A 26211-nucleotide genomic window follows, 5' to 3' on the forward strand; every position below is an offset into this window, starting at 1 on the left:
TGTGGTGAATTCGTTTGACGCCTTGAGCGCGCGTGAGCCCGAGTTGGTCAAGCTGCGGCTCGCCGTGCGGGACTTCCTACAGTCCGACCGCGCTGAATTCGGGTGGAAGCCCGGCGTCGACTCGTGGTTGGGCGGTTGGGACGAGGAGTTCTCCGCCCGGTTGGGCGCCGCCGGATTCACCGGCCTGACCATCCCGAAGCGGTACGGCGGCCACGGGCTGGGGCATCTGCACCGCTACGTGGTGACCGAGGAGCTGATCGCGGCGGGTGCGCCTGTGGCGGCGCACTGGACCGCCGATCGCCAGGTCGCGCCGGGCCTGTTGACCTACGGCACCGACGAGCAGCGCGAACGTCTATTGCCCAAAATCGTTGCCGGCAAGCTTTATTCATCGATCGGCATGAGCGAGCACGGCGCCGGATCCGACCTTGCCGCCGTGCAAACCAAGGCCGTCCGCAGCGACGGCGGCTGGCTGCTCTCCGGTAGCAAGGTGTGGACCAGCGGGGCCCACCACGCGCATCAGGTCGTCGTGCTGGCCCGCACCAGCCCGCCGGACCCGCAGCAGCGGCACGCCGGCTTCAGCCAGTTCTTGGTGCCGTGCGATGCCGAGGGCGTCCGCGTCGAACCCATCATCTTGATGTCGGGGGCACACCACTTCAACGAGGTTCTGTTCGACGGGGTCTTCGTTCCCGATGCCGACGTGCTCGGTGACGTCGGCAACGGTTGGCACCAGGTCACCTCCGAATTGTCGTTCGAACGCAGCGGACCCGAACGGATCCTGTCCACCGGCCCCCTGCTGTTCGCTGCCATCCGTGCACTCGGCCGAGTCTCGCTGCCCGACGACCGCACCGCCGCCGACATCGGTGACCTGATGGCGCGGTTGATCTCGCTGCGGCAGCTGTCGTTGTCAGTGGCCCGCACGCTCACCGAGGGCGGCGATGCCGCCAATCAGGCGGCGCTGGTGAAGGACCTCGGCACGCGTTTCGAAGCCGAATCAGTGGGGTTGATCGCCGATCTACTCGAGGCGACGCCACCGAATTCCGAACTGCAGACGATGCTGAACACCGCGTGGCTGCACAAGCCCATGTTTACCTTGCGCGGCGGCACCAACGAGGTGCTGCGCGGCGTGGTCGCCCGCGGAATGGGGCTGCGGTGAGCGCTCTGGCCGGCGGGGTGTTCGCCGCGACCGACGCCCGGGACGACGATGCGGAGCTGCGTCAACTCGTCGACGACATTGGGCAGCGCGCTTATGACGCGGGGCTGGGCCACCGCGGCGTCCCAGACCAGTTCGACGCCGTGCTCTGGCGCAACCTCGAGGACACCGGGCTGGCCAGGCTGACGAGCACGCCGGACATGGGAGCCGGCCCGCGCGAGTTGGCGGTTGCGCTCTACGGCGTGGCCCGCCACGCCGGCGCGGTGCCGTTGGCCGAAACCGACGCGCTTGCCGGGTGGCTCGGACAGCAGGCCGGCATCGAGCTGCCCGCCGGCCCGCTGAGTGTCGCGATCGCCGATGCCGAAACCGACCACGGCCGGGTCACCGGCACCGCGCACGCGGTGCCATGGGCACGAGCGTGCACCGCCGTGGTGCTGGCCGTCAGCGCGCCCGCTGGACTTCAGGTCGGCGTGATCGACGTGACGCCCGGTGAGCTGCGAGAAGGTCACAACCTGGCAGGCGAACCGCGCGACTCGATTGCCTTCGACGTGTCGGCCGACCAGTTGCACGCCGTAGACCCGACGGTGGGCGCCGAGCTGGCTCGGCGCGGCGCGTGGTCACGCTGTGTGCAGACCATCGGAGTGTTGGATGCCGCCGCAGCGCTGTCGGTAGAGCACACCCGCCAGCGCATCCAGTTCGGTCGTCCGCTCAGCGCTTTCCAGTCCGTGCAGCAGTCACTGGCCGGCATGGCCGGAGAGATCGAAAGAGCCCGTGCCGCTGCGGAATTGGCCGTTGCCGCCGCTGCTGAGCACGGCTTTGCGTCGCCTCACACCGACTACGCCGTCACCGTCGCCAAGGTGGCGGTCGGCCGGGCCGTCGGGCCGGTCACCAGCGTTGCCCACCAGCTGCACGGCGCGATCGGCGTCACCAGTGAACACCCGCTATGGCTGTTCACCTTGCGCGCTCAGAGCTGGACCAGCGATTACGGCAGCACCACGCATTTCGCGCGGCGACTCGGCCGGCTTGTCCTGGCCGCCGAGGATCCGTGGAGTTTGGTGACGGGCGACCTGACTCAATTGGAAAACAACAGTAGATAAGGGAGAACTAGTGACAGTTCAGCAATTCGAGGGCGCCTCGGCGATTGTCAGCGGAGGAGCAGGTGGCCTGGGCGAGGCGACGGTCCGTCGGCTCCATGCCGAAGGACTTGGCGTGGTGATCGCCGATCTCGCCGCCGACAAGGGCAAGGCGCTGGCCGACGAGCTGGGTAGCCGGGCACTGTTCGTCAGCACCGACGTAACGAGCGACGACAGCGTGCAGGGTGCCATCGAGCAGGCCAACCAGCTCGGTCAGCTGCGCTACGCGGTCGTTGCACACGGCGGCTTCGGGGTGGCCCAGCGGATCGTGCAGCGCGACGGCAGCCCGGCCGACATGGCCGGTTTCACCAAGACCATCAACCTCTATCTCACCGGCACCTACAACCTGACACGGCTGGTAGCGGCTTCGGTAGCCGCCGCCGAACCCCGCGACGACGGCGAACGGGGTGCCATCGTCATGACGGCCTCGGTCGCGGGCTATGAGGGTCAGATCGGCCAGACCGCTTATGCCGCAGCGAAAGCCGGTGTCATCGGGTTGACCATCGCTGCCGCTCGCGACCTCAGTTCGGTGGGCATCCGGGTCAACACCATCGCCCCCGGAACGATGAAGACGCCGATCATGGAGTCGGTCGGCGAGGAGGCTATCGCGAAGTTCGCTGCCAACATCCCGTTCCCGAAGCGACTAGGCACTCCAGCCGAGTACGCCGACGCCGCGACGTTTCTGCTGTCCAATGGCTACGTCAACGGCGAGGTGATGCGCCTCGACGGCGCGCAGCGCTTCACTCCGAAGTGACCGGCGCGCGCTACGGGCCGGCTCGCACCGGCCTGTAGCGGCGCGCTACAACCGCCCCTCTACCCGAAGCTTCGGGTGCACCCAGTCGGGCGAGTTCTTCTGCTTGAACGCCCGGAAGCCTTCGGCCGCTTCAGGTCCGAAGAGACTGGTCGTCATGCCGATCCGGTCGTAGAGCCCGAGGTAGTTGTCCAGGCTCGCCTTGACCAACCCCCGCGCTCCCGGAGCGGTCCGGCAGCACTGCGCGAGCAGCTCCTTGGCGACGCTCAACAGGTCGTCGTGCGGAACAACCCTGCTCACCATTCCCCAGTCGAGCGCCTCGTCGGCGTTCAGCGTCCGTCCGGTGAACATCAGGTCCTTGGTCCGGACCGGTCCAATGAGCCGGGCCAGCACCTGGCTGTAGTACGTGTCGGCGATGCCACGGAACAATTCCGGCACCCGGAATACAGCCCGATCGCTCACCACGGCGAGGTCGCTGCACATCGCGATCTGCAGGCCACCGCCCTGACAGAGGCCGTTGACCGCGGACACGACCGGCTTGGCCGACTGCCGCAGCGTGTCGAACGGAGTGACGTCGGTTCCCAGGGTGGACGCGAAGTCCATCCAGTTGTCTGCTGCTTTCTGACCCAGGTCACCTCCCGGTGCGAAGACGTCGCCGGTGCCGGTGATGAGCAGGCCGGCGAGGTCGGGGTCGGCATTGACGCGACTGACCGCGTACCGGATCCCGAAGTACATCGCAGGCGTCATCGCATTCCGGGCCTCGGGGCGGTCCAAGGTGCAGATCGCAAATGCGCCTTCACGCTCAAACCTCAGGTAGGGGCTGCCCAACCAGTCACCGTCGGGTGGGCGCGGACCGCCATTGGGGCTGTCGGGCATGTGGGATCCCTTCCAAAGCTCTGAGTGTGCCGTCGTCCACCAAATTAGCCAAATAGTTGTATGATTCCAAGCCGTCGGCGTAGCATCCTCGACGTGGCGTACGTCACTGCGTCGCGCCCCACCAACGCGCTGAGCGCGGCCGATTGCGAGCTATTGGAGGCATACGAATGGGTTCACTGGACGGCAGGGTCGTCTTCATCACCGGAGCCGCTCGCGGGCAAGGCCGTTCGCACGCGGTGATGTGCGCCGAGCAAGGTGCCGACATCATCGGTGTCGACATCTGCGAGAACCTCGACATCGTGCCCTACGCCCTGGGCACCGAAGACGATCTCGATGAGACGGCCCGCCTGGTGGAGAAAACCGGCAGGAAGATGATCACCCGCAAGGCCGACGTCCGAGACTTCGCTGCGTTGCAGGATGCGTTCGACGCGGGTGTCAACGAATTCGGCCACGTCGACACGGTGCTCGCCAATGCCGGGGTGGTGCTCACCAACGCCGACGAGCGCGACGCATCAGAGGCGCTGCGGCTAGGGCTCGACATCATGCTTATCGGGGTGTGGAACGCCTTCCAGGTGGCGATCCCGCACATGAAGGAACGTGGCGAGGGTGGCAACCTGATCGCGACGAGTTCAATGATCGCCCTACTGGACCTGACCGACGGCCGCGGCGGGAGCGACGCCTACCTGATGTCCAAGGTCGCCGTCGTCGGTCTGGTCCGCGCGTACGCGGCCATGCTGGCCCCCGACCGCATTCGCGTCAATGCGGTGGCGCCGACGAATTGTGCGACCCCGATGATCACCGACAACCCGGCGCTGTTCAAAGTGATCGAGGACAACCCTCGCATGGTCAACGCGGTCCAGACCGCGCTGCCGGACCTGCCGCTGATCGAGCCACGCGACGTGAGCAACGCGATCCTCTTCCTGCTCAGCGACGCGGGCCGTTCGTTCACTGGAAGCATGCTGAAGGTGGACGCCGGCATGGACGTAAGGCGCTGACCGGGATTCTGCGATGGACTACGGAATCGACCGCCGATCGGCGCTGATCGTCGGCGGCAGTAAGGGAATCGGCTTCGAAGCCGCGAAACTGCTTGCCGCAGAGGGGGCGCGGGTTGCGGTACTGGCCCGCACCAAGTCCGACGTCGACGCCGCCGTCGAATCGATTCGTAACGAGGGTGGCACCGCGATCGGCGTCACCGCCGACGTCAGCAACGCCGAGCAGCTTCAGAACGCGGTGCGAGAAGTGACCACCGAGCAGGGTCCGCCGCTCATCGTCATCGGTCAAGCCAAGTACCAGAAACCCGGCGACTTCGCGGACATCACCGACGTGAACATCTACCGCGAGTCCTTCGACATGCACACCACGAGCCAGATCCTGCTCCTGCATGCGGTGCTGCCCGCGATGAAGGAAGCGGGTTGGGGCCGCTTCGTCCACATCGGATCAGCCACAGCGAAGGAACCCGCGGGCAACATCCATCACGCGGTGGCCAATACCAGCCGTCCGTCGACGGTCGGGCTGCTCAAGACCGTCTCCGACGAGTACGCCCGATACGGGATCACCGTCAACACCGTCGCACCCGGCTGGATCGAGACCGAGAACGCGCTGGCCTATTTGGATCAACACCTCGGCGCGAGCACCGAGCAGGAGCGCCGCGACTTCATGCTCACCCAGGCCCGCGTACCGGCGGCACGGATGGGGAAGCCTCGGGAGATCGCCTCGCTCATTGCCTACTTGTGCTCAGCCCCTGCTGGGTACGTCACCGGCAGTTGGATCGAAGTCGACGGCGGCTTGCATCGCTCGGCGTTCTGACGGGAGGAGAACACGTGAAACCCCATGCCGTACCGGAACTCTCCTTCGCAGGGCTGCCGATGGCAGCGGACCGCGGGGTGGGATGGAAGACCGTGCGCGACGCCGGGCGGGTGGTGTTCATCGACGGCTGGTACTACTTAGCGCACCGCGAGGACGTGCTTGCCGCGCTGCGCAATCCGGAGTTGTTCTCGTCAAAGAAGGCCTTCGACGTGCTCGGCGCCCCGTTGCCGTTGGTACCCATCTCCTTCGACCCGCCCGAGCACACCCGATTCCGCAAGATCCTGCAGCCCTTCTTCAGTCCGCACACTTTAAAGGCAATGCTGCCCTCCCTCCAGAGACAGGCGATCGACATCGTCGACGACATCGCCAAGAAGGGCGAGTGCGAAGTCGTAGCCGACCTGGCAATCCCCTACCCGTCACAGGTGTTCCTGACCTTGTTCGGGCTGCCTCTGGAAGATCGCGACCGGCTCATCGCATGGAAGGACTCAGTCATCGCGCTTGCAGAGTCACCGACGCTCGAAGGCGCTGACCTCACGCCCGCAATGGAATTGCTCGCCTACGTCTCCGAGGCGATCAACGAACGAAGGGCCAACCCCGGACCGGACATCCTGTCCCAAGTGCTCACCGGTGAAGACGCCCTCGACGATGCCGAGATGATGGGGCTGAGTTTCCTGTTCGTGCTCGCCGGGCTGGACACCGTCACGGCGGCGATGAGCACGGCGCTGTTGGAACTGGCCCGTAACCCTGAGCTGCGCACCACGCTGCGCGAGGATCCCAACCAGATGAGCGTGTTCGTCGAGGAGATCGTCAGGTTGGAGCCCCCCGCGCCGATGTTGCCCCGGGTCACCACCGCGGAGGTCACCATCGGCGACATCACCCTTCCCGCCGATACCCGGGTGCGGCTGTGCATCGCCGCGATCAATCGTGACGACAGCGACGAGACCTCGACCGACGACGTGGTGATGGACGGAAAGGTCCACCGGCACTGGGGCTTTGGCGGAGGGCCGCACCGCTGCCTCGGCTCTCACCTGGCACGCATGGAGCTCACGCTCGTCCTCGACGAATGGCTCAAGCGCATCCCCGAGTTCTCGGTAGAGGACGGCTACGAACCGCACATCGTGTTCCCCGCGCAGACCTTCTCGCTGGAACGCCTGCCGCTGAAGCTGGGCTGAGCTAGTTGCCGTGCGAGTATTTCTTGTCGAGTTCCTGTTTGTACAGCTTGCCGGTGTCCGTCCGGGACAGCTGCGCTTCGAACGAGAGCGACCGCGGACACTTGTAGTGCGCCAACCGGTTTCGTAGCCAGCCCAACAGCTTCTCGTTGATGTCGGCCGGATCGATCCTCTGCACCACACCTTGCCAGCTTGACTCATCTCATCGTCCGGAGTGACCACAAGAGCCGAATCTCCGTAGCGTGTAAGGAATCTACCGACTGTTTCATCACGGGTGTCAAAATCGACTAAGGTTGAGAGATGGCTGCGACACCATGGGACCCCGAGACTACGGCCGTTATCTGCGTGGAATGCCAGAACGGTGTACTGGGTCCCGAGTCCGTCCTGCCCGCCCTGGCCGCCGACAGCTCCGAACTCGTATCCAGCGTGCGCCGACTTCTCGATTCAGCCCGCCAGTTCGGCGCGCGGGTGGTGCATGCGACCTACGAGGGCAGCCTCGGCGGCCGGCCCACCGGGACGGCGCGCATCTGGCGCGCACTGGGCCCGGCAACCGCACAGTGGGCTCCCGGAAGCGCTGCCACCACAGTGCTTCCCGAGCTACTGGCGCCGACCGACCTGGTGCTACCACGTCATCACGGGCTATTCCCCACGCTCGATTCCGAATTACTGCCGGTACTCAAGGGCTTGGGCGTGAGTACCATCGTCCTCGTCGGCGTTTCGCTCAACCTGGCGATCACCCACACCGCCGGGCACGTCACACAGGCCGGCTTCGACCTCATCGTGCCGCGCGACGCCGTCGGCGGCACTCCTCAAGACTATGCACAACAAGTGCTGGACAACACCATTGCCGTGCTGGGCCGGCTGACCACGGTCGATCAGCTGATCGGCGAATGGACCCCGGTCAAGTCTGACCATTGACCGTTCGCCATAGCATTTCGCCGGCCGCGACCAGCACCGCTTGGCGCGTCGTCGATGGAATCTCGTTGTGCTGGACCATCAGCCACGAGCGCTCGAGCATCGCCATCACCACCAGCCCGGTTGCCACCGGATCCACGTCAGGCGGGGTCGGCGCCAACTTTGCGATACCCTCACCAAGTGCGGCGGCAGTCCGCCGATGCGAGCGTGCCACCGCTGCGCGGAATTTCCGATCGGGAGGCATGTCCGCTGTGGACCGGATGACGAACGCGCCGTTGCGGTCGAGGTAGCTGAAGTACCTGGCAACCCAGGTATCGATGTCCTCCCTGCTCGGCGGGCTCCCCTGCTCCATGAAACCGTCGACGATCGCAAGTGCTTGGCGGTAGGTATCGGTGCCGAGTTCGATGAAGAGCTCGGTCTTGTCGGAGAAGTAGTAGTAGAAGTTCGCCCGGGTGACAGCAGCGAGGTCAGTGATGTCCCTGATGGTGACGCCCGAGAAACCCTTGCGCGCGAATGCCGTCCGCGCGGCGTCGAGAATTGACTCTCGGGTGCGGTCGGATTTCCGTGTTGCCCGCCGGGCCGAGCCCTCAGGCGCCATGCGTGACCGGTTCTGCTGCGGCCTGCGGTTCTGGATAGAACCCGCTCGCCCACCGGCGCAGTGCGCGAAAGCCCGCCCCCTCCGAGGTTGCCAGGCCCGGCCGTTCGAGATACTTCTGGTGCTCCCAGATCCGGATGTCGTCGGGCAGGGCGAGTTTCGCAGCGGCCAGCCGCGCCTCGAAATCACCCGGGCCTTCGGATGCTTCCTCGCTGATCCAGTAGCCGGCGAAGATGTCGGATCTGGTGTCGTCCACCGGTGTCGCGCAAATCGAGATGACCCGGATTCCGTCGCGGACGTGTTCGCCGTTGTAGCTGAGACCAACGCCTGACCAATAGATCTCGATCGTGTTCATCGTGTCGCCGTCGCGGTCCAAGCCGTCGCTCCACCTCCGGCCAAAGCCGACCTTGGCCGACCAGGTAGAGCTGTCAGTCCTCTCACGCAGCACCACGGGGCTGATCGCGGTGCTGTGTACGAACTGGAAGTGGTGCGGGTCGACGGCGTTCTCGGCGATTACCTGGGGATGCACCTTCACTCGCTCGTGCCGCGTCCGGCAATCGCTGCCCAGCGGGTGGAACCGCTGCGATCGGACGTGATCGCCAAGCACCGTGAAAGCGTCTGGTGCTTCCCATAGTGGCTCCCTGCCGGCGCTGTCATGCCAGATCAAAATCGAATCGTTGAGCTCCGCGACTGGATAGGAACGTACTCGTCGGGCCTTGTTGGGCCGATCCTGGTACGGAATGCGGACGTTGCGGCCAGCTCCGTTCCACACCCAGCCGTGAAATGGGCACTGGATGCCGTCTTCGACCACGCAGCCACCATGGGCCAAACTCGCGCCAAGGTGCTGGCAGTGCGCGTCCAGCACCTTCACCACCCCGTCCAGCTGCCGGAAGGCGACCAGATCCCGGCCGAAGTAGTGCAGCGGGACCACCTCGGCGACGGCGATGTCGCCACTCCAGGCGACCTGAAACCAACCGGTGGGCAGCATGCTCGGCAAGCTTTGCATTATCGGAACGTCCCTTCCACGTACGACACCTGGCACAGCAATACCTCGAGGCTACTCATTTTTGACACAATTGTCGAAAAAAATTGGCCGCCGGGCAATCGACTATGGCTGCCAATCGGGACGTACAATCACATGTATTACTAGGTAAGTGATGTTTGGCGACGGATGCGAGGACACATGGACTGGGGTCTGCCATGGCCAGGGGCCGCGCTAGCGGCGCAGGCCGAAATCTCCGGGGCGCAGGCATTTTGCGCCGGCGAGTTCGCCAATCTGAACGCCTACATCACCGCGACTGAGATGGCCCTCGGTACCTCGCAGGCGAAGGTCGGCCCTGGGATCGCCTATGCGTTCGCCCGGTCCCCGTTCGTGCACGCCGCTGCGGTCCGACACCTCGCCACGCTCGCCCCGGGCAGGGTCTTTCTGGGACTCGGGTCCGGAACCTCACGGATGAACAAGGACTGGTTCGGTGTCGACGCCGCCCACCCCGCACCCCGGATGGCCGAACTGATCGAGGTGATCAGGGCGTTCCTCCACGCCGAGAACGGCGAACACATCCGCTACGAGGGCCGGTTCTACAGGGTCGACGCCGACATCCGTGCACCGGTGCTCGGCCGCTTGGACGTGCCCATCCTGATCGGAGCCTTCAACAAGACCATGGTGCGGACGGTAGGTCGCACCGCCGATGGCGTGCTCGGACACGGACTGTTCACCGATCGGTGGTGGACCGAACTCGTAGAGCCCGAACTGGCCCGCGGCGCCGAATCAACCGGACGCGATCCCGCGGAGCTACGACGATGGGGCTGGCTGATCACCGCGATCGACAACGATGACCCGGCCCGGGCTGTCCGGGACGCGCGGCTTCAGATCGGCTTCTACCTCACTGTGAAGACCTACGACTCACTCGTCGAACTGCACGGCTGGGGGGACGCGGTCGCCAGGATTCGTTCGGCCTTCCGTAGCGGCCATCCAGAAACGATCGCCGACCACGTTAGCGACGATATGCTGTGGTCGATCGCGATCTGCGGCAACGAGACACAAGCCCGCGAGATGCTCGCGGCTCGCAAACGACTGCCCGACATGGCGTTTGCATCACCGCCAAGCTTCTTGGTCGGACGCCGACGACGCGCTGACTATAGTGCAGCCGCGACACGCGTTCTGTCGCGGCTGCACTGACGAAAGCCACGAATGTCCCAGATCAGCGTCCTACATGGTGTACTGAGTAGTACACGTCGAGATTCAGGAGGTCGCGATGCCCAAACGGGAACCTCTCGCGCCGATGACCACGTCAGAGAACGGTGCGGTGCGGTCGCCCAAGACGGCCGAGATCGTGGCGGATACATTACGGCGGATGATCGTCGAGGGACAGCTCAAAGACGGTGACTTCCTCCCCTACGAAGCCGAACTCATGAATCACTTTCAGGTCAGCCGGCCATCGCTACGAGAAGCGGTGCGGGTCTTGGAGTCCGACCGACTCGTGGAGGTGCGGCGCGGCTCACGCACCGGCGCCCGGGTTCGGGTCCCGGGCCCCGAGATCGTCGCGCGACCGGCAGGCTTCCTGCTCGCTCTGGCAGGAACGACGCTCGCCGACGTGATGACGGCACGGATGGGTATTGAACCGTATGCAGCCCGACTGCTTGCAGAAAATGGCACCGTAACAGCCCACCGCGAGTTACGGGACCTCATCGAAGAGGTCCCCGCTGCGTGGGAGACGGGCAAATTAGCCGCAGCCTCCACTACCTTGCACCGTCGGCTGGTGGAACTGTCGGGCAACGCGACCCTGACCGTGATCGCCGGCATGCTGCACGAGATCTTCGAAAAGCACATGACCGCAGCATTTCTGAGTGTCCAGAACGTTGTGCCCAAGGCTCAGTACACCAAGCTGATGCGATCGTATACACGGCTCGCCGACCTGGTGGCCGCCCGCGAAGGCGCTGAGGCCGAAGCGCATTGGCGGCGACATATGGAGAACGCCAGTGCGGCACTGCTCAAAGGCTACGAGAAGACGAAGGTTCAGGACATCATGCATTGAGTGGGCACCGCGCCCACTTCCACTCGAAGGACACCTGATGCACAAGCCGCTCAACGGAGTTCGCGTTCTGGAGGTTGCACAGTTCACCTTCGTGCCATCGGCGGGCGCGGTGCTCGCCGACTGGGGCGCCGACGTGGTGAAGATCGAGCATCCCGTCACCGGCGATGCCCAGCGCGGGTTGGTCAAGGTGTTGGGCGCCGCGGCGACGGTACCCGGATCGTCGTTCGCGCCGATCATGGAGGCGCCCAACCGCGGAAAACGCAGTGTCGGGTTGGCCCTCGACAATTCCGAGGCTCGACCTCTGCTCGACGAACTGATCCGGCGAAGCGACGTGTTCCTGACGAACTACCTGCCGTCATCGCGCAAGAAGCTGTCCATCGACGTCGACGACGTCCGCCGCGTCAACCCCGACATCATTTATGTCATCGGCAACGGCTTCGGCTCCGACGGACCTGACCGCGATGCCGGTGCCTACGACGCGACGGCTTTCTGGGCCCGAGGCGGCAGCGCGGACGGCCTCACATCGCTTGACGCCCCACACAGCCCGTTCATGCCCGCCGGGGCTTACGGAGACAACATCGGCGGGATCACCATCGCTGGGGGTGTCGCGGCGGCACTCTACGGCAGGCAGGCCACGGGGGAACCGTCGGTGCTCGATGTTTCGCTGCTGGCGGTCGGTGCTTGGGCAACCCAATTCAACGTGAACATGGCGATGCTGATGGGCGGCCCGCTGCCGAAGATGGAGCGCCGAACCCAGGCCCCGGGCAACCCGCTGACCGGCGCCTATAGAACGTCGGACGGACGGTTCGTCCAGTTGTCGATGCTGCAGCCGACGCGGTATTGGCCGGAGTTCTGCCGGCTGATGGGTCTGCACGATGTCGCCGAAGATCCACGGTTCACATCGATCGAGGCGATGGCCGAGCACAGCGAAACTGCTCAAAGCATCGTCGGCGATGTGATCGGCAACTTGACCTTCGAGCAGTGCCAAGCCTTGTTACGCAAGGGCAGAGGGCAGTGGGCGCCGGTACAGGATGCCTGGGAAATAGCCAATGACGAGGCACTGACCGCCAACGGTCGCATAGCCGAAATCATCGATGCCGAAGGTCATCCGCAAAGGCTGGTAGCCAATCCGGTGAAGTTCGACGATGATGCGGCAAGCCTGGCCAGGGCGCCGCAGTTCGCTGAGCACACCGACGGGGTGTTGCGCGAACTCGGCGTCGACGACGACCGCCTCATTGAGCTCAAGATCGCCGGCGCAATCACCTGATCACCGCGTTGTAGCGCCGACGAGGCGCGTAATCTCCCGGGCGGGTTTGGGCCGGCAGACGGTGTCGTCGTAGCACACCACTCGTGGAACTATCGGCTTCCTGAAGACATATAAACATATAACGGATATCATCTTTCGCATGTCGGCGTTAAGGTCACTGGCAGCGCTCTGGGCCGGTCTATCGACGGCATTCATTGCTGTCTATCCCGCGGGCGTCTCACGTGCGTCGCCATCCGGCGACGACGGACCCGGACAGTGCTCCTTCATCCTCACGCCGCCGAAAGTCGTGCAGGTGTCCGGATTGAGCATCGTGTCAGCCACTTTGCGGCCTGGCCCGTGCACGATCCACGCCAGCCCCAACTTGTCGGTGGTATGTCTGTCCGTGGCCGGCGGGGGTTCGCAGGGAGAGTGCGCATCGATGAACGGGCAGAACCCGGCGGAGGTGCGCTATCCGTACCAGCCTGGCACGACCTACGTCGTCAAGGCCCAGGGATGCGCCAGCACCTTCCAGCCACCGTATACGCTTTGCCAAAATTTCGGCCCAACGCAAACCACCCTCTGAGGTCAGGGCGGGACGACGTCGCGTCGCCCAGGGTATTCCATCTAGACAGGATCGAACGAGGAAATAAGCCAGCGGGCACCGGTCTTGTCCAAAGTCACCCGGACGGTGGACGCGGTTTCGGTGGGTGCGTCGTTGCCAACGGTCACCGTCTGGTCGACGCACACCAGGACGACCGCATGCTGTGGAGTCGCCGAAACCGAAGCGGCAGCGGGAACGGTGGCGACCGCCGAGATGTGCTGCTTCTTCGCGCCGGGGATCACCACGTCGTGGGTCAACTGCGTGTAGGAATCCTTGAAGGTGCCGGTCAACCGATCGCGGGCAGCCCCCAAATCCTTATCGACGGTGTCGGGCTGGTAGGACAATAACGCCGCGGTGGAATCTTTTGCCGCCGCAACGGACTCGAGGCTGGCGACTCCAGACCCGCGGATCCATGCGTCTTGCCACTTCAGATAACCTGCGGCCGCCGCTATCACTAGCGCCAAGACCGGCAGCACTCCAAAGGCCAACACTCGCGACCACCTAACCCGGCGCCAACGTGCTGGTGGCTCAATATCTTCGGTGTCCTCCGATTCTGCAATCTGTTCGGTGTCTCTGGTGTGCTCGGTGGCGTCCCCGGTGTCTTCGGGGTCGTCAACCTCTATCGCAAACTGCTCGGTTTTCTCCGCGAAGACCTCGGCCGCGTCCTGGCCGGTCTCGCGTTCCGTTTCAACCCGCACGGGGAGGGTTCCTTCTCTGGTTCGTAGGATCGGTAGTCGGCGCATGCCCTTCTGCCATTTCCTCACTGCACAAACTCGACGTTGGAGACCTTTGCCTCGTCGCCGACTTTTTTCACTGAAATTCGCATTCGCCAATGTCGCGGCTCCTCTTCGGGCGCACCGGCATTCGAGGTTTTGACGGTAACGGCAACCAGCACCTGGCCCTCATCGCCCGATTGCGACTCGAGGCCCGCCTCAACGACCGTCCCCGCTGACTTCGACTGCGCCTTCTTGACCACTTCAACGAAGGGTTTCGAGCGCTTGGAGAAGTCGTCGTAAAAGCTGCCTGTGGCGGAATCCAGAATGCGCTGTATGTCGCTGTCGGCGTGCTGCCAGTCGATCGTTGTGAGGTTCAGCGCGCCCTGCCGCCCCACCTGAACCAACAGCGCGCGCTGTTGCTGGATCTGATGTGCCTGATAATCCCGTAATCCCAGCCAGCCGGCCAGCGCGGTCGAGGCGGTCACCAAGACCAGACCCAACACTATTGCCAGCCGGACCGGCGACATCGGTTTCTTCTTAGTGCCAACGTCTTTGGGCGCGTCGTCCACATCGGCGTCAACTGCGCCGTCGTAATCCTCGGCGTCCTCGGTTTGGACTTCCGCCGCCTCGGAACCTGTCTCCTCGGCGGCGACCTCATCGGGCGATTCAGATGCACCCTCGTCGGTGTTCAATTCTTCGGGGGAGGCATCAGCATGCTCTGCCATGTTTGCTCCTTTACGGCGCCTGGGGTCAACTCGGCCTTTGTGTAAACATGGCCGTCGGGCCCCATGTACATACCGGTGCCTGGATCGTATTGAAAGGCCGCTATCGGTGGTGGCGGTGGACCGGGGGGCAGCCGAGGTGGCGCCTGACCCGGCGGCTCCTCGCCTGGCCTGTACTGCGGGACACCCTGCCCCGTATATGTTGCGTTCGGATCACCCTTCCAGTTCCACCCGTCGTTGAGCGGAACGTAGGCCTGGTCGCTCTCGCACATTTTCACCGTCGGGGCGCGCTTGCCCGGACGGGTCTCGCACGGATAGTTGCGCGCGCCGCGCACGTTGAGCATCGAGTCTTGCGGCACCCGGCAGTAGAAGTCGCCTTTAGGGGGGTCTGGATAGTCTTCGTAGCTGGCGGCCCGCTGCTGCTGGGCCGGCAGGAATCCGGTGGTGCATGCTGGCGGCCATCCGAGGTTCAGGTTGAAGCTCAGGTAGGCACCGAGGTAGTCCTGCTTCGTATTTCGGTTGGCCACCCCGACCGCCTGGATGTCGGCCGCGCCTTGCGGCAACTCCACCAAGAGGCCTTCGAGGTTGTCCCGATAGGTGACCCCAACCTGGCCGACACTGACCAGGTTGGCCAGCACGATCGCCAACGTAGGGCTGAGCCGGTCAATTAGCGCCCGGGCCTGGTCGACCGCTGGGCCGCCTTTTTGCAGTAGGCCCGCCACAGCGGAGTCGTTGTTCCGTAGCTGCGAAGTGATGGTCGCCAAGTGGGCGGCCCATGCCTGGACCGAGTCCGATGACGCGGTTTGGCTGTCGAGTAGCGGCTTCGACTGGTCGATCAAGGTAGTGATCGCGTCCAGGTTCTTGTGGGCGCCGATCGCCAGATCGGTCGTCCCCTTCACCAGCCGGGAGAGTTCCGGCCCGAGCCCGCCGAAGGCGACATACCCCTCGTCGACCACCGTTTTCAGGTTGTCACGTGGGATGGCTGACAGGCCGCGGTTGGTCGCCTCCAGGAGCGAGTTGATGTCCGGCGGAACATAGGTACGGTCCATGGCGATCACGTCACCATCTTTCAGCGACGGCCCTTGTGCGCTACGGGGTAGCAGCTCGACGTATTGCTCGCCAACTGCCGAAACGCTGTGTACTTGCGCGTTGAGGTCGGCGGGGACGTGAATGTCCGATTTCAGCTGAAGCACCGCCTCGGCACCGGTCTGGGTGAGACGTACGGTCTGTACCCGGCCAATCTCGACTCCACGGTAAGTGACGTTTCCGCCTGGGTACAGGCCACCCGCTTGAGGTAACTGCACCGTGACCGAGTACCGGTCGATCCCGAAGAAGACCGTCGGTACCTGCATGTAGGCGAAGAACATGATGGTGCCCGCGATCAAGCTGACCACGGCGAAAACCGCCAATTGGATTCTGGTGCGCTTCGTTAACACGATGTCACGGACCCTGATTGAAGTGGTAAGGGACGACTAATGGGTTGCCGGGGTTGTACTGGCTGCCGCCCATGCAAGGACTGGGCATCTGCCCGATGGTGCGGCCCCACTGCAGCTCGAGCTCGGTCAGATTGCACTCAAAGCGGGTGCCGGTGAAGAACCCCGCGTCGAGCCGGCTCAGCGTGAGGTCGAGGACCGCTGTCAAGTTCGCGTAGTCACCGCGTAGCCACTTGTTGAGGGTGTCCTTGGGGAAGGGGAAGGTTCCGAAAAACCCGAGCGAGCGAGTCAGCGCCGGTCCAGCGTCGGCTAGGGATTGGAGTACCGGGCCGAGGTCGTTCAGTTCTTTGACCAGGTTTGACTTGGTTTTGTTCACCGAATCAGTAGCAAGCGCTCCGAATTTGCTCAGCTCCCCGAGCGCGTCGGCGAGGTTGTCCCGTTCGTCCTTGAGGACGGTCAACGCACCCGGCAGTGTCTTCAGCGCCTTATCGATCACCGGCTTCTGGTCGGCGAATTGACCGACCACGTTGTTGAGGCTGTCGGTTGCGGCGAGGATGTCGTCCTTTTGATCGTTGAGGTAGCCGACGAACTTATCGAGTTGTCCGAGAAGGCTTCTCAGGTCCTGTTCGCGACCGGTAAACGCTGTGCTCAATGCCTTGATGATGTCCTGGATCTGGCCTAGGCCACCGCCGTTCACCAACAACGACACTGCGGCTAGCGTCCGTTCGGTGGACGGATACGCGCTAGCGGACGTCAACGGGATCACCGATCCCGCTTTGAGCTTGCCCTTGGCCGGCACACCGGCGGGTGGTGCCAGCTCTACGTGCACCGAGCCCAGCAGGCTGGTCTGCCCCAGAGTGGCCGTTGCGTTAGCCGGCAGATCGACGTCCCCGTTGATCGTCATCGTGACCACCGCATGCCAACCCTGAAGTTGGATGTTGGTCACGGTGCCGACAGTGACGTCGTTGACTCTGACGCGGGAATTCTGTTGGAGGTTTTGAACATCGGGCATCTGTGCTTGGACGGTGTATGAGCCTGGACCGCCGCCCTTGGTGCCCGGCAATTTGAACGAATTCGCGCCGTGGAAACCGCACCCGGAAAGCGCGGCGACGGCCAGCACCGCCGCGAGCCCGCGGGTAACGCGCAGCCGGTGTCGCACCCGAATCATTGTCCGCCTCCGGGAGGCACCATCATCCCGCGCAGGCCGGCGGCTGGATCGGTCGGAAGCGATTGGGCGCGTGGCGCTTCCGCCCCCAGTGGTGAGCTGCCGGCCGCCGGCGGTGCATTCGCCGCAGGCGGGGGGTTGCCCGGGTCGGACGCCGGCGGTGGCGGGGGAACGTAGTCGGGCCGCAACCAGTCCTCGCTGTAGGTGATTTCGTTGGGACGAGCTGAGGCTCCGACGAACAGATTCTCGCCCAGCGGCGGGAAGTTGTATTGGCGGTTTTTGAAGATCGGCGCCAGATACTGCACGCATAGCTTCGCTGACTCCTCGGCTCCCCGACGGGAAGCGGCCTGTATTGCCGAACACAGGAACTGAATCGGGTTGGCGAAGTTGTTGAACGCCAGCGCTCCACTCAGCGTGCCTTGTGCAGGCTGGTAGATGTTGAGGAAGTTCTGAAAGGCCGTGGGCGCAACGTGTAGGAGTTGTTTGACGTCGTCGAGGCTGTCGTTCACTGCCTGCGTCACCGACGCCAATTTGTCCGAGGTGGTTCCCAGCGACTCTTGATTGTCGGCCACGAAGTTTCGGACGTCGTCGACCACGTCGTGGAGATCCCGAACCGCGTTGCCGACCGCATGGGGGTCGTCGGCCAGCAGGTTCGTCACCGCGGCCAGGTTTTGGTTGAGGTGTTGCAGCAGATCGCCGCTGTCGTGCAACGCCGAGACGAGAATCGACAGGTTTTTGACAGTGGTGAACAGGTCGTCGCTGTGATCGCCGAGAGCGGAAATCGCCTGCGACAGCTTGATAATGGTGTCACGGATGTCTGGGCCCTGGCCGCGCAAGTTGTCGGCCGCAGTGTTGATGAACGCTCCTAGTGTGCTGGTCCCGCCGGCTGTGGTGGGCTGCAATACCTGCGTCAGCTTCTCGAGTTGCTGGCGGAAGTCGTCCCATTCCACCGGGACTGCGGTGCGTTCCTGCGGGATCACCGCGCCTGCGCGCATCATCGCGCCACCCGTGTAGGCCGGCGTCAGCTGGATGGATCGAGGCGTCACCAGCGACGGCGACAGGACCACGGCCTTGGCGTCAGCAGGCACCTTGTATTTGTCCTCGTACCAGAAGGTGATCTTGACGCGGTCGGGCAGCGGCTCGATCTTTTCGACCTTGCCGACGGGGACGCCGAGAATAACGACGTCGTCTCCGTTGTAGATGCCTGTGCTGTTCGCGAAGTATCCGACGACGTTGGTGCGGCCGATGTCGTTCGCCAACCGTGCCACCGTGACGATGCCCCCGACCAGGACTAGCACCAGCACGACGGCTACGCCGATCTTGGCGTTGCGAGACGTCACTGTCCACCTCCAGCTGGCGGGCTAATGGGGCCCGGGCCGCTCATCACGGGCGGTTGCGCCGGCGGCACCTGCCCGGGTGCCGGCTGCTCGATCGGTCCCGACGGCGGCGGCAGGGATTGGCCTTGGCCGGGACCCGGCGGCGCGGGCGGTCCTGGCGGCGGCCCCCCGGGTGGTGGCGCGGGCACCGGCTCGCGAGCCGGGTAGCAGCCAGGACCAGGCAACGCCACCCCGGGCGGACCGCACTGATGGTCGCTCGGGTTGCCGGTGATCGCGTCAGGAATGGTCATCCGGGGTGGTCCGCCCTGCCCGGTTCGCGGGTACGGAACCGGAAGCGGCGGCGTCCCCGGCTGGCCGACCTGCGGGTCAGTGCGCTGCGAGGGCAGCAACACGTTCGGGTCCAGGCCGAGGTCGGAGAAGGCGGCATCGATGAACGGCTGCAGCCACTGTCCGGGTAGCAGGTTGACAACATAGGCCTTGAAGAACGGCCCTGATCCCACCGATTCACCGAGCCCCAAGGCGTATCTGTTAAGCCCGACGAGTGCCTTCTGCACGCGGTCTTTGCGGTTGTCGACGATCGTCAACACGCCGTTGAGTTTGTCCAGCGCCGGTTTCAACGTCTCGCGGTTCTCGGCGATGAGGCCTTTTAACTGCTGGGCCAGCGCGGAGAGGTTGTGAGCGATTTGGTTAAGTGCGTTGCTTTGACTTCGCAGCTGGACCAGCAACGCGTTGGTGTTGGCGACCAGGTTGACCAGTTCGTCGCTGCGTTCAGACAGCACCTTCGTTGCCTTGTTGGCGTTACTCAACAGGTTTCGCAGCTGCGCGTCGCGCTCGTCTAATGTCTGCGAGAAGCGTGCGACCCCTTGAACCGCGGCCTTCAGGTCGGGTGGCGTATCGGAGAAAGTGTCGGACAGCACTGCGAGCGAATCCGACAGTCGTTTGGTGTTCAGGCCGCTGATGGTTGTCGTGAGGTCACCCAGGGCGTCGGGCAGTTGATAGGCCGGTGTGGTCCGGTCGAGGGGTATCGGACCGCTCAGCTTCCCCTCCCCTCGCGGGGTGACCTCGAGAATCTTGGTTCCGAGCAGAGTCTTCAACTTGATCGCCGCCTCGGTGCGGTCACCGAGGCGGATGTTGTCGGCGACGTCGAACTTGACCAGCACCCGGGGTCCGTCCAACTCGACGCTGGAGACCTGCCCGACCCGGAAGCCGGACACTTGGACCACGTTGCCAGACATCAGCCCGCCCGCCTCAGCGAAGTACGCCGAGTAGGTCTTCCCGTTGCTGAAGAACGGCAACTTGTCGTAGTTCACGGACACCAGCATCAGAACGAGGATGATGCCGACGCCGATGGCGCCGATGACAAGTGGGTTGCGCTCGGAGAAGGGCCTCATCGCGGCGTGCACCTCCCGGTGGGCTGACCGGCCAGCTTGACGTATACGGGTTGGCCGCCCTTGCCGTTGACCTTCAACACGATTTCGCAGAAGTAGAAGCTGAAGAAGTCGCCGTACATGCCCTGCCTGTTGAGTATCTGAGTCGCATCGGGCCAGGTGTTGAGGAAGTTGTCGAAGTAGTCGTGATCGGCCAATATGGTTGCGGCCGTTCGATCCGCCTCGTGAACCACTTTCTTCAGCGGTGGGCGAGCCTGCGCTAGCAGGCCGGCGATTGACCCGGCAGCTGCGTTGGCGTAGGCCACGCCGTTGCTGATGTCTTGCTTGCGGGCGTTCAGGCCAGCTACGAGTTCAGACAACGAGTCGACGGCCTTGGCGAACTGTTTGCTCTGGCCGCTCAGCGAGCCGAGCACGGTATTCAGATTGACGACGACTTGACCGATCAGTTGATCCCGGTCGGCCAGGGTGTTGGTCAGAGCTGCGGCCTGGCTGAGGAATGAGCTGATCGTGGCGCCCTGTCCCTGGAAGGCAGCGATCAGTTGACCGGTCAGTTTGTTCACCTGGTCTGGATCCAGTGCGCGAAACAGCGGCCGAAAACCGCCGATCAATGCGTCCAGGTCCAGCGCAGGTTCGGTCCGGCTCAGTGGGATGGTCCCGCCCGGATTAAGTCTCTTGACTCCCCCGGCTCCTTCTTCAAGCGCCACGTACCTGCCGCCCACGAGGTCGGCGAAACGGATCGCGGCCCTGGTGCCCTCGGTGAGCACTACCGAGTCGGAGGCGGTGAACTCGACGCGCACCGTCGAGTCGGGCTGGACGGCGATGTTCTTGACCTTGCCGACCTCGACACCTGCGATGCGGACGAAGTTGCCACCCTCCAGCCCCGATACATTGACGAACTGGGCCGTGTAGGTCTTCTCCGACTGGAAACGCATCTGCGCGAAGACGGCGATCAGTCCGAACGCACCCGTTACGCAGACGACGGCGTAGATGGCGAGGCGCCACAGCGCGCCTCCCAAATTCTCTCGCATCTCTGCCTTCCTCTATGACTTTCGGCCGTTAGGGCGCTGGGGCAAACGGCGGCGGTGGCGGCGCCTCGCACGGCCCGGTGACCAGTCCGCATGTTGGTTGCGGTCCGCCCGGTGTTGCGGGCAAGAACGGTTCGGATCCGGCCGGCGGCGGCCCCGGTTCCCGAGGCCTGCCCGGCGGGGGCGCCGGCGGCAGCCCGGGATACAGCGGCGTTCCGTCCGGGGCGTACATCGGCGCCCCGTACGGTGGTGCACCCGGGTACGGGATCGGGCCGGGAGCCGGACCTCCCGGGTGGCGCAGGCTGGGCGGTTTCGGTGTTCCGCGGGTGACGGGGAAGTAATCGACGTAGCCCGGGAAGCCGATACCGGGGTTAGGACGCACATCCATCCCGGTGCCCCACCCCGAGTTGGTGACCAGGTAGCGCTGCGGGAAGTTTTTCGACACGTCTGGCAACGATCCACAACCGGGCTGGCCTCCGGGGCCGCCCTTGATGCCGTTGATCGGCAGATTCTCGGGGAAACTGTATGTGTCGTCGCCCAATAGCAGTCCGGCGTCCAGGATCACCGAGAAGCCGTTGCGGCCACCGGCAACATCCAAGAAGCCGAAATCAACGACGTTCTTGCCGCCGACCAGCAAACAGGTCAGTTCCGGGTTGTATTTCATCAACAGGCTGGTGGTCGACTCGAGCAGGTTAATGCCGTGCACCAGGTTGTCCTTGTTCGGACCGAGCAGGTTGACCCCGCTGCGGGAAAGTCCAGTGACGTCGAGCAGCAACGAGTCAAGCTGCTTGGCGTTGTTGGTGATGGTGGAGCTAGTCGCACTGGCAGCGTCCAGTACCGTCACGATGTCGCGTGCGGCTGCGGCGTAGGTGTCGCTGAACCCCTTCAGCGCATGGAAATCCGCGCGGATGGTTTCGCTGCGGGGGTTGATCTCCGTCAGGACCTGGTTGAGGTCGGTGGTCGCCTCGCCGATGGCCGGACCCTTGCCGCGAAGTCCTTCGGCCAGCGCCGTGAGGACACCGTTGAGTTTGGCGACGTCGACCTTGTTCAGCACCGCCACCAAATTCTGGAACACCGTGTTTACTTCGGTGGTCACATTGCGTGACTCCACCACCGCTCCGGCCGTCAGCCGCTTCGGGCTCGGGTCGGTGGGGGTGAGCAGGTCGACATACTTGGCGCCGAACGCTGTGGTGGCGGTGATCTCGGCTCCGACGTTGGAGGGAATGTATTTGAGCTGCTCTGGGTACAGTTCCAGCTGAAGTTTCACCGGGTCGCCCTGCTGAATCGACGCCACCCGGCCGACCTGGACGCCGCGCAACTTCACCTTCGCGCCGGGTTCCATGACCAGGCCCGACCGGTCCGAGGTGAGGGTCACCCTGGCGTACGGCCTGAAGTCTCTGTTGAACGCCCCTAGCGTCAGCACTACCGCGCCGATGATGAAGGCGAAAAGGATCACCGTCCACAGCGCCGGGTGCAGGCCGGCCTCGCGCCGTTTCCTTGTCATCGTCGCTATCCCGACAGGTTGAAGTCGCCGGACACACCGTAGGCGGCCATCGCCACCGCCAAAGTCACCGCTACCGCAACGACCAGGGATGCGCGTACCGCACGACCGACCGCCTCACCGACGCCCGCAGGGCCGCCAGAGGCGTTAAAACCGTAATAGGTGTGTACCAACATGATCGATGTGGCCGTCCCGATGACTTGCAGCATCGACCAGATAAGGTCTTTCGGCTGCAGGTAGGTGTGGAAGTAGTGGTCGTAGACCCCGGGAGCCTGCCCATACGCGAAAATGACAAGGGTCCGCGTGGCCATATAGCCGGCCAGCGAGGCCATGCACCATAACGGAACTGCGACGACCACACCGGCCACCACCCGGGTGGAGACCAGGTAGGTGATTGTGCGGATGCCCATCACCTCGAGCGCGTCGACCTCCTCGTTGATTCGCATGGCGCCCAACTGCGCAGTGGCACCGGCGCCGATAGTGGCCGCGAGGCCGATACAGGCGACCAGCGGCGCGGCGAGACGCGTGTTGATGTAAGCGGAGGCAAAACCGCTCAACGCCTGGACCCCCACATCGGACAACGACCGGAATAGCTGGATGGCGACAAGTCCACCGACAGACATCGTCAAGGTGGTGACGATGACCACGGTGCCGCCGATCACGGCCAGCGCACCAACACCGAGACTCATGTTGGCGATCAGTCGCAGCGTCTCCACTTTGTAGCGGACGACGGCTTCCCACATGAAGCCCAGTGCCCTGACGTAGAACGCAGTCTGGCTTCCCAGCCGATTCCACTCGTTGATCAGGCCACGCACGGTATTCATCAGCCGCGGCAGCCGCAGTCCGGCGGGGGCGGCGCTCACATCGTCGCCTTCGTCGTGACTGCGGTGAGCACCACGTTGATCACAAATAAAGCCATGAACGTGTACACCACGGTTTCGTTGACCGCGTTGCCGACGCCTTGCGGGCCTCCGCCCACAGTGGTGCCCTTGTAGCAGGCGATGAAGCCGGCGATCACGCCGAAAAGTGTTGCCTTGACGAACGCTATGACGACCTCGGTGACCCCGACGAGCAGTGTCAAGCTCGCCGCGTAGGAACCGGGGTTGACATGTTGGAAGCCGACGGAGAAGAAGTAGCTGGTCACCAGACCGACGATCGTGTTGATGGCATTCAGCAGTAGCCCGTTGACAGTGAGCGCAAGAACCCTCGGCACTAGCAGTCGCTGGACCGGGTTGATTCCCATCACCCGCATGGCATCGATTTCTTCGCGGATGGTGCGGGCCCCCAATTCGGCGCACATCGCGGTGGCGCCACAACCCGCGACGACCAGAACCGTCGATATCGGGCCGATGTACACGACGCACGCCAGCGCAGCGCCGGTGCCGGAGAGGTCAGCGGCGCCGATCTCGACCAGCAGGATGTTGATGATGAAGACGGCGAACGCGTTGAACGGGATCGACACGGCAACGGTCGGGAAGATGGTCACCCGGGCCACAAACCAACTCTGATGAATGAACTCTCGCCAGGCGAAGGGCGGACGCACCATTTGCATCGCGATGTCCAGCGACAACGCGAAGAAGCTGCCGACCTCGCGTAGCGGCTTGGTGTAGGTCTCCGGCCTAGGGTCGATGCCCCCAGTCCGCAAACTGGTGGCCGGCGGGTCAGGCCTAGTTTCCGTCGCGACCACTAAGGCTCCCGTTCTATCCTCGCCCGACATTTGAGCGGATGAATCCTCTCCGTAGCGGTTTATGCATGTGCACCCGTTCCACAGTGTGGCCCACGGCACAGCGGGACGCTACCACGACTTTCATGGAGAGCAACATAAACCGCTTTTATTCTCCATAACCCAGATTCGGTAGACATCTGTCGAACTATGACTGCTTTGCTGTGAGCTTCCGACAAAGTCAATACAAATGTCGCAATCATTGATGAACCTGATCGATCACGCGCTCCTTGCTCGGCGCCGGCCGCTACGCCCTCCAGCAGGTGAAACCCTTAAGCGCAGGTCTCATAGAGTGGGCCCCCAGGGCACGACCGTGCCGCACATAGCCGAGCCGGAGCATCCGTTCCAGATCAGTGAAACCGGTATCTTTAGCTTTCAGTCATTCGCTGAGATCAATCTTTTTCATCAACTTGGTCGCCTCTAAGATCAGAATATATTGGCACGCCGCACTTTGCGCCAAGATTCCTTGTGAGCACACAAATAGGACTTACCGCAACTAAAATAAAAAGCTTATTTGTGCAGACACTCGATGCTTCTAAACCTTATTTAGTCACGCATCGCGCAGACATCGAATAGTTGCGAGCCGAGAAGATAAATGGTGGTAAATTCGCGCTCTGTATCTCAACCTGGGGCGCTGCGGCCCGAGTGCGAAGCGGCGCACCGCAGGAGGCGTACCACGTCGCACATGGTGGCGCCGGCCTCAAAGCCACCGAACGGTTGGCAGCCCGCCGGACGTATGACCAGCACTTTTGGGCTGCGCGGGTGTTCGCTGGCGTCGGCGGTGCGGTTGCAACGCCGAGTTGCCCTCAAATCTTGCCGCTTGCGCCACCCTCGAACAGATTCGGCAATTTTTCTCCGCCAACAGGCTAGTCGGTCAACCCGTCTCGGCTTAGGGTGTCGGCCGAGCAGAAGAGGAGCATGCGAATGAGCCGCGTCGGGCATTAGCTCACAACAGCAAAACATTTATCTATTTATCTCATTAGACCATTAGCTGGTTTAAACACGTTGCTGATGAGCCGGACGACACCCGTCAGATGCTCCACGGCGGCGAGCCGCGCCCACTGTATATCCGTTGCCGAGTCGGTCCGGATATGACCGCGATGGTGCGCCTGCCTGCGTGTCCTCCTGATTACGGTCGGTCGACGGATGCTTCGACCAAGGTGTCCGACCGTAACTGCGAAGTGCGTCACCGGAATGCCAGGAAACCCATAGTGTGCTCTTGTGACCGCTCGACCCGAGAAACACCGCGCGCGGTCGTGGGGCGCCGACTCACCTGCTGATGAGGACGAGGCGCGCCGAAGGCTACTCGCCGCAGCCGATGCCTGCTACGCGGACAAAGGCCCGGTACGCACCCGGATGAGCGACATCGCCCGGCGCGCAGGCGTGCACCGGTCGACGGTGTACTACTACTTCCCAACGAAAGACGCCCTGCTGGCTGCCTCCTTTGTGCGGGTCCTCGCCGCCACCGCGGAAGCCGTTGAACGATGCTGGCAGACAGACGACCCATTTATGACTCAGCTCGTCGCAGCATGCCTGCGGGGCACCGACATCGCCCGCAGCTCACCGATAATGCGATCGCTGATCGAAGAACATCAAGCGCTCGGTGTCGCCTATCACGCCGCCGAAGGCTCCGAGTTGTGGCGAGCCAAACTCGCTGACACGCTCGTGCGGCGGCTCGAGGCCGCTGCGGTTGCCGGCGAGATTCGGCGCGACCTACCAGCCAGCACCCTTGCCCGCTGGATTGTCCGGATCAACTTCAGCCTCATTGCTGAACCGGCTAGTCCCGAAGACGGTGGTGACGAGGGCCTGCTGCGGAACCTGCTCGTCGCCTCACTGACTCCTCGGGCGTAGCGGGATCGGCGTGCAGGCGCCATTGTTGGTTGAGCGATTCATCACCGGTGGCCCTCGCGGCGGCTACATTTCT

Annotated in this window: 24 protein-coding genes and 1 pseudogene; 11 read left to right on the top strand and 14 right to left on the bottom strand. The window is 63.7% G+C overall.

The genetic code is table 11. From position 1 onward, the window contains the following. The first annotated feature begins 1 nt into the window (after position 1). From AC0KTM_RS13130 to AC0KTM_RS13140, 3 genes are read left to right on the top strand one after another with little or no spacing between them, the layout of a single operon-like run. On the top strand, positions 2 to 1153 hold the full coding sequence (locus AC0KTM_RS13130; RefSeq protein WP_472415748.1) for an acyl-CoA dehydrogenase family protein: 1152 nt from the start codon (positions 2 to 4) through the stop codon (positions 1151 to 1153). Then, positions 1150 to 2247, top strand: coding sequence for an acyl-CoA dehydrogenase family protein (locus AC0KTM_RS13135; protein ID WP_064939700.1), 1098 nt, complete (start codon positions 1150 to 1152; stop codon positions 2245 to 2247). The genes AC0KTM_RS13130 and AC0KTM_RS13135 overlap by 4 nt, the downstream gene beginning before the upstream one ends. Positions 2248 to 2257: 10 nt before the next feature. Beyond that, positions 2258 to 3037: an SDR family oxidoreductase gene (locus tag AC0KTM_RS13140; RefSeq protein ID WP_472415750.1), complete on the top strand. Its 780-nt coding sequence runs from the start codon at positions 2258 to 2260 to the stop codon at positions 3035 to 3037. A 45-nt stretch (positions 3038 to 3082) separates the two neighbouring features. Here AC0KTM_RS13140 and AC0KTM_RS13145 read toward each other — a convergent pair whose 3' ends face one another. Beyond that, entirely contained in the window at positions 3083 to 3910 is an 828-nt protein-coding gene (locus tag AC0KTM_RS13145) for an enoyl-CoA hydratase/isomerase family protein (protein WP_014385039.1), read from the bottom strand. Between the two features lie 167 nt (positions 3911 to 4077). Here AC0KTM_RS13145 and AC0KTM_RS13150 point away from each other — a divergent pair, with 167 nt between their 5' ends. From AC0KTM_RS13150 to AC0KTM_RS13160, 3 genes are read left to right on the top strand one after another with little or no spacing between them, the layout of a single operon-like run. After that, positions 4078 to 4905 (top strand): mycofactocin-coupled SDR family oxidoreductase, encoded by an 828-nt coding sequence (locus AC0KTM_RS13150; RefSeq protein ID WP_064939696.1) that lies wholly within the window; start codon positions 4078 to 4080, stop codon positions 4903 to 4905. 13 nt (positions 4906 to 4918) lie between these two features. Next, positions 4919 to 5716, top strand: coding sequence for an SDR family oxidoreductase (locus tag AC0KTM_RS13155; protein ID WP_064939694.1), 798 nt, complete (start codon positions 4919 to 4921; stop codon positions 5714 to 5716). A 59-nt stretch (positions 5717 to 5775) separates the two neighbouring features. Beyond that, positions 5776 to 6888: a cytochrome P450 gene (locus tag AC0KTM_RS13160; RefSeq protein ID WP_080588022.1), complete on the top strand. Its 1113-nt coding sequence runs from the start codon at positions 5776 to 5778 to the stop codon at positions 6886 to 6888. Between the two features lies 1 nt (position 6889). Here AC0KTM_RS13160 and AC0KTM_RS13165 read toward each other — a convergent pair. After that, positions 6890 to 7104, bottom strand: a pseudogene (locus tag AC0KTM_RS13165) (acyl-CoA synthetase); the annotation flags it as partial. Between the two features lie 81 nt (positions 7105 to 7185). On the opposite strand from AC0KTM_RS13165, the gene AC0KTM_RS13170 reads away from it, so the two are divergent. After that, entirely contained in the window at positions 7186 to 7803 is a 618-nt protein-coding gene (locus AC0KTM_RS13170; protein ID WP_064939690.1) for an isochorismatase family protein, read from the top strand. On the opposite strand, the gene AC0KTM_RS13175 is transcribed toward AC0KTM_RS13170, so the two are convergent. Both AC0KTM_RS13175 and AC0KTM_RS13180 read right to left on the bottom strand, forming a co-directional pair. Further along, positions 7787 to 8398 carry a TetR/AcrR family transcriptional regulator gene (locus AC0KTM_RS13175; protein WP_064939688.1) on the bottom strand — a complete coding sequence of 204 codons (612 nt, stop codon included), beginning with the start codon at positions 8396 to 8398 and terminating at the stop codon, positions 7787 to 7789. The two genes, AC0KTM_RS13170 and AC0KTM_RS13175, sit on opposite strands and share 17 nt — an antisense overlap. Continuing rightward, entirely contained in the window at positions 8388 to 9401 is a 1014-nt protein-coding gene (locus tag AC0KTM_RS13180; RefSeq protein ID WP_472415752.1) for a Rieske 2Fe-2S domain-containing protein, read from the bottom strand. The genes AC0KTM_RS13175 and AC0KTM_RS13180 overlap by 11 nt, the downstream gene beginning before the upstream one ends. 177 nt (positions 9402 to 9578) lie before the next feature. Between AC0KTM_RS13180 and AC0KTM_RS13185 the strand changes: the two genes are divergently transcribed. The 3 genes from AC0KTM_RS13185 to AC0KTM_RS13195 all read left to right on the top strand — a co-directional run bounded on the left by AC0KTM_RS13185 (position 9579) and on the right by AC0KTM_RS13195 (position 12697). Next, positions 9579 to 10574: an LLM class flavin-dependent oxidoreductase gene (locus AC0KTM_RS13185; RefSeq protein WP_472415754.1), complete on the top strand. Its 996-nt coding sequence runs from the start codon at positions 9579 to 9581 to the stop codon at positions 10572 to 10574. A gap of 76 nt (positions 10575 to 10650) precedes the next feature. Then, complete coding sequence (locus AC0KTM_RS13190; RefSeq protein WP_041785021.1) at positions 10651 to 11430, top strand: FadR/GntR family transcriptional regulator; 780 nt, start codon at positions 10651 to 10653, stop codon at positions 11428 to 11430. 37 nt (positions 11431 to 11467) lie between these two features. Continuing rightward, the gene (locus AC0KTM_RS13195; protein WP_472415755.1) at positions 11468 to 12697 is read left to right on the top strand and encodes a CaiB/BaiF CoA transferase family protein; all 1230 of its coding nucleotides are present in this window, start codon (positions 11468 to 11470) and stop codon (positions 12695 to 12697) included. Between the two features lie 603 nt (positions 12698 to 13300). Here the strand turns inward: AC0KTM_RS13195 and AC0KTM_RS13200 are convergent. The 10 genes from AC0KTM_RS13200 to AC0KTM_RS13245 all read right to left on the bottom strand — a co-directional run bounded on the left by AC0KTM_RS13200 (position 13301) and on the right by AC0KTM_RS13245 (position 24209). Continuing rightward, on the bottom strand, positions 13301 to 13975 hold the full coding sequence (locus AC0KTM_RS13200) for a hypothetical protein (protein WP_472415757.1): 675 nt from the start codon (positions 13973 to 13975) through the stop codon (positions 13301 to 13303). A gap of 62 nt (positions 13976 to 14037) precedes the next feature. After that, positions 14038 to 14718 carry an Mce protein gene (locus tag AC0KTM_RS13205; RefSeq protein WP_472415759.1) on the bottom strand — a complete coding sequence of 227 codons (681 nt, stop codon included), beginning with the start codon at positions 14716 to 14718 and terminating at the stop codon, positions 14038 to 14040. Next, positions 14682 to 16154 carry an MCE family protein gene (locus AC0KTM_RS13210; RefSeq protein ID WP_472417476.1) on the bottom strand — a complete coding sequence of 491 codons (1473 nt, stop codon included), beginning with the start codon at positions 16152 to 16154 and terminating at the stop codon, positions 14682 to 14684. The genes AC0KTM_RS13205 and AC0KTM_RS13210 overlap by 37 nt, the downstream gene beginning before the upstream one ends. Before the next feature lies 1 nt (position 16155). Next, on the bottom strand, positions 16156 to 17316 hold the full coding sequence (locus tag AC0KTM_RS13215) for a virulence factor Mce family protein (protein ID WP_472415761.1): 1161 nt from the start codon (positions 17314 to 17316) through the stop codon (positions 16156 to 16158). Then, on the bottom strand, positions 17313 to 18653 hold the full coding sequence (locus tag AC0KTM_RS13220; protein WP_472415763.1) for a virulence factor Mce family protein: 1341 nt from the start codon (positions 18651 to 18653) through the stop codon (positions 17313 to 17315). Before AC0KTM_RS13220 ends, AC0KTM_RS13215 begins: the two co-directional genes overlap by 4 nt. Then, positions 18650 to 20041: an MCE family protein gene (locus AC0KTM_RS13225; protein WP_064939887.1), complete on the bottom strand. Its 1392-nt coding sequence runs from the start codon at positions 20039 to 20041 to the stop codon at positions 18650 to 18652. The genes AC0KTM_RS13220 and AC0KTM_RS13225 overlap by 4 nt, the downstream gene beginning before the upstream one ends. Continuing rightward, on the bottom strand, positions 20038 to 21066 hold the full coding sequence (locus tag AC0KTM_RS13230) for an MCE family protein (RefSeq protein WP_014385057.1): 1029 nt from the start codon (positions 21064 to 21066) through the stop codon (positions 20038 to 20040). Before AC0KTM_RS13230 ends, AC0KTM_RS13225 begins: the two co-directional genes overlap by 4 nt. A gap of 28 nt (positions 21067 to 21094) precedes the next feature. Then, complete coding sequence (locus tag AC0KTM_RS13235; protein WP_064939666.1) at positions 21095 to 22567, bottom strand: MCE family protein; 1473 nt, start codon at positions 22565 to 22567, stop codon at positions 21095 to 21097. 5 nt (positions 22568 to 22572) lie between these two features. Further along, entirely contained in the window at positions 22573 to 23388 is an 816-nt protein-coding gene (locus AC0KTM_RS13240; RefSeq protein WP_051019785.1) for an ABC transporter permease, read from the bottom strand. Between the two features lie 35 nt (positions 23389 to 23423). Then, on the bottom strand, positions 23424 to 24209 hold the full coding sequence (locus AC0KTM_RS13245; RefSeq protein WP_014385060.1) for an MlaE family ABC transporter permease: 786 nt from the start codon (positions 24207 to 24209) through the stop codon (positions 23424 to 23426). Positions 24210 to 25508: 1299 nt separating this feature from the next. Here AC0KTM_RS13245 and AC0KTM_RS13250 point away from each other — a divergent pair. Further along, the gene (locus AC0KTM_RS13250) at positions 25509 to 26138 is read left to right on the top strand and encodes a TetR/AcrR family transcriptional regulator (RefSeq protein WP_064939662.1); all 630 of its coding nucleotides are present in this window, start codon (positions 25509 to 25511) and stop codon (positions 26136 to 26138) included. The last annotated feature ends 73 nt before the right edge of the window (positions 26139 to 26211 follow it).

Source organism: Mycobacterium sp. NTMscope_Eco_3 (genome assembly GCF_976985685.1).

Bases quoted from the DNA above. Each gene is read 5' to 3' on its own strand.
- AC0KTM_RS13145 (WP_014385039.1), bottom strand. From the start codon at position 3,910: ATGCCCGACAGCCCCAATGGCGGTCCGCGCCCACCCGACGGTGACTGG.
- AC0KTM_RS13150 (WP_064939696.1), top strand. From the start codon at position 4,078: ATGGGTTCACTGGACGGCAGGGTCGTCTTCATCACCGGAGCCGCTCGC.
- AC0KTM_RS13155 (WP_064939694.1), top strand. From the start codon at position 4,919: ATGGACTACGGAATCGACCGCCGATCGGCGCTGATCGTCGGCGGCAGT.
- AC0KTM_RS13160 (WP_080588022.1), top strand. From the start codon at position 5,776: ATGGCAGCGGACCGCGGGGTGGGATGGAAGACCGTGCGCGACGCCGGG.
- AC0KTM_RS13170 (WP_064939690.1), top strand. From the start codon at position 7,186: ATGGCTGCGACACCATGGGACCCCGAGACTACGGCCGTTATCTGCGTG.
- AC0KTM_RS13175 (WP_064939688.1), bottom strand. From the start codon at position 8,398: ATGGCGCCTGAGGGCTCGGCCCGGCGGGCAACACGGAAATCCGACCGC.
- AC0KTM_RS13180 (WP_472415752.1), bottom strand. From the start codon at position 9,401: ATGCAAAGCTTGCCGAGCATGCTGCCCACCGGTTGGTTTCAGGTCGCC.
- AC0KTM_RS13185 (WP_472415754.1), top strand. From the start codon at position 9,579: ATGGACTGGGGTCTGCCATGGCCAGGGGCCGCGCTAGCGGCGCAGGCC.
- AC0KTM_RS13190 (WP_041785021.1), top strand. From the start codon at position 10,651: ATGCCCAAACGGGAACCTCTCGCGCCGATGACCACGTCAGAGAACGGT.
- AC0KTM_RS13195 (WP_472415755.1), top strand. From the start codon at position 11,468: ATGCACAAGCCGCTCAACGGAGTTCGCGTTCTGGAGGTTGCACAGTTC.
- AC0KTM_RS13205 (WP_472415759.1), bottom strand. From the start codon at position 14,718: ATGGCAGAGCATGCTGATGCCTCCCCCGAAGAATTGAACACCGACGAG.
- AC0KTM_RS13215 (WP_472415761.1), bottom strand. From the start codon at position 17,316: ATGATTCGGGTGCGACACCGGCTGCGCGTTACCCGCGGGCTCGCGGCG.
- AC0KTM_RS13225 (WP_064939887.1), bottom strand. From the start codon at position 20,041: ATGAGGCCCTTCTCCGAGCGCAACCCACTTGTCATCGGCGCCATCGGC.
- AC0KTM_RS13230 (WP_014385057.1), bottom strand. From the start codon at position 21,066: ATGCGAGAGAATTTGGGAGGCGCGCTGTGGCGCCTCGCCATCTACGCC.
- AC0KTM_RS13235 (WP_064939666.1), bottom strand. From the start codon at position 22,567: ATGACAAGGAAACGGCGCGAGGCCGGCCTGCACCCGGCGCTGTGGACG.
- AC0KTM_RS13240 (WP_051019785.1), bottom strand. From the start codon at position 23,388: ATGAATACCGTGCGTGGCCTGATCAACGAGTGGAATCGGCTGGGAAGC.